Genomic DNA, 2,663 nt, shown 5'->3' with positions numbered 1-2,663 from the left:
TGACCGGGTTCGGTTTTTAGTACCGGTCGGGCGGGTATCGGGTACTGGGTGTGCGTGTATCGGGTACCGGGGGTAGTTGGGTTGGCAGTCTGTGGTTGACGGCCCTGCGCAGTGTGTACGCGCGGGCCGCGTAACCATGGAAGGAGTTTGGTGTGGTCACCAATTACAGGTTGATCATGCTGGCGCTTGTGCAAGGCCGCTCGTGGTCGCAGATCACGTCGGATTTGGGGTGCTCGCGCAGCAGTATTGATAAGGCCAGTCGGGTGTTGCGCTCGACTGGGATGGACGAGGACACGATTACCGCGTTGTCGCCGCAGGAGCTTTCGGAGTTGTTTCCGGATAATCGCCGGCGGGATTCAGATGCGTTTGTGGAACCGGATTTCGCAGGCATCGCCGCCCGGCGCCGACGCGGTGAGCGGGTGACGTTGAAGGTGGAACACCATAAATACACCCGCCGTCAGGCTACTTCTGGCCAGCAGCATTATTCCTACCGGCAGTTCTGCGCGCTGTTTGAAAACTACGTCGATGTCAACGACCTGACTGCGCTTTTGACCCATGCCCCTGGTGAGGAGCTGTGCGTTGATTGGTCCGGGGAAACCATGGCAGTTGTTGACCCGTTGACCGGGGTGTCTGTGCAGGCGTATGTGTTTGTGGCGTCGCTGCCGCATTCGGGGCTTATCCATGCCAGTGCGTGGCCGGATATGCGGATGCGGTCGTGGCTGTGTGCCCACCGCGACGCGTTGGACTATATCGGTGGCGTGCCGGTGCGCATCGTGCCCGATAACGCCTCGACAGCAACCAACCAGATCACACGTGGTGCGACGGTGCGTGAAGTCAACGAGCGCTACCAGCAGTTCGCCGAGTTCTACGGTTGCGGGATTACCCCGGCTAGGCCGGGTAAACCCAGGGATAAGGCCCATGTGGAAAAGGCGGTCGATATCGTCCAGACCTGGGTCGCAGAAGCGTTATCGGGCCAAGAGTTCTCCACGTTCGACGCTCTCAACGCCGCTATTGCAGCACAGGTCGACTGGATCAACGACCGGGAAGGATTCCGGGGCCGCAACGCAAGCCGCAGGCAATTGTTTGTTGAAAGCGAAGCAGAAGCATTGCGCCCGCTGCCTCAACAGCGCTGGTCGTATTCCACGTGGCGTAAAGCCAAGGCCGGGGTGAACTACCACGTCCAAGTGGAGAAGCATTTCTACTCTGTGCCGTGGAGCTTCGCCGGCAAAAGTGTCGACGTGCAGATCTTCGACGATGTCGTCGACATCTTCAGCGCGGGTGAGCATATCGCTTCCCACCGTAAAAAGCCTGGCAACATGCAGTACTCCACAGATAAAGAGCATGTGCCGGCAAAGCACCAGGACTTGGCCACGAAGTGGGATCGGGGCCGGATTGAGTCATGGGCTCAAAGTATTGGGGCCGCAACCTACGAACTCATCCGCCAGATGTTTCACGCCCGCCAAGTTGAAGCCCAAGCCTACAATAGCGCCCTTGGCGTGCTGAGCCTGTCGAAGAAGTACTCCCGCAGCCTGCTTGAACAAGCCTGCCAAGACGTCCTCGACTCCCACATGGTCCCGTCGGTGCGCAAAGTCCACGACACCATCAAAGACCTCGCAACCCGCACCACCGCCACAGGTGGTGCGCAATCACCTACATCATCTGCCGCGTCAACTAGGCCGGTGATTCGTCCCGCACCACCAGCCCAGGCGTCGCACGTACGGGGCAAAGCAGCGTTCGAGTTCAGTGAGCTTGAATTCGGTGAGGAGGCGTAGAAGCATCATGGCGTTAACCGATGAAGATTTCGACAAGCTCGGCTCGCTGCGCGGGATGCGCGTGTTCGCCGCGACGATCCAAGAGATCGTCAACGACCCCTCGCGCGATAACGATTCCTTCGAAGACAAGATCAAAGAAGCCCTCGAAGCCCAACTCACCGCCCGCGACAACAAGGTCATCCAGACAAGGTTGCGTGAAGCGAAACTCCTTGGCTCAACCGCCGCACTCGAGCGCTTCGATGCCTATCCCGGCCGCGGTGTAACCCAAGACCGCATCGACCGGCTCGCCACCTGCGAATGGATCGACTACGGCAAAGACCTCATCATCGTGGGAGCTACCGGCACCGGTAAAAGTTTTCTCGCCCAAGCCCTGGCCGTCGCGGCGTGCCGCAAAAAGCTCACCGCCCGTTACTTCCGGCTCAACGACCTGGCCAACGATTTCGACGCTGCGGCTGAGCATCCCCAGGCCCGCAAACAACTCCTCGCCGACCTGCAAGCCCCGGCACTTGTCGTCATCGATGATTTTCTCGCCACCGATGTCTCAGCGCACGCGTTGAACCAGGTATTCAACCTGCTCGTCGGGCGTGAGCATGCCTCTACCGTGATCGCCAGCCAACACGAACCCGATTACTGGTACGACGTCTTCTCAGAAGCAGCACTGGCAGACGCAGTCATGTCCAGACTCGCCAACCACGGCTCGAAACTCACCCTGACAGGAGAAGACATGCGAACCCGCGACGACATCAAACAAGAAAGGATGGCCCCTACGACACCCACACGGCTACGTCAACCCCGAAAGTCGTAACCGGGGGTAAAAACCGGGTACCGGCAACCACCAACACCCCGGTACCCGATACCGCCCTACCGGTACCGAAAAGAAACGCCCGTCAG

Annotated in this window: 2 protein-coding genes; both read left to right on the top strand. The window is 59.4% G+C overall.

All coding sequences use genetic code 11. The features are described 5' to 3' along the window. The first annotated feature begins 152 nt into the window (after positions 1-152). Positions 153-1,772: an IS21 family transposase gene (gene istA, locus HMPREF3148_RS03010; RefSeq protein WP_049152284.1), complete on the top strand. Its 1,620-nt coding sequence runs from the start codon at positions 153-155 to the stop codon at positions 1,770-1,772. Positions 1,773-1,779: 7 nt separating this feature from the next. Beyond that, positions 1,780-2,577: an ATP-binding protein gene (locus tag HMPREF3148_RS03005; RefSeq protein WP_049152283.1), complete on the top strand. Its 798-nt coding sequence runs from the start codon at positions 1,780-1,782 to the stop codon at positions 2,575-2,577. Positions 2,578-2,663 lie beyond the last annotated feature (86 nt).

The organism is Corynebacterium sp. HMSC05D08 (genome assembly GCF_001807215.1).
Classification (GTDB): Bacteria; Actinomycetota; Actinomycetes; order Mycobacteriales; family Mycobacteriaceae; genus Corynebacterium; species Corynebacterium striatum.
Note: the sequence above shows the minus strand (reverse complement) of the source record. Positions and strands in the feature narration are given on the sequence as shown.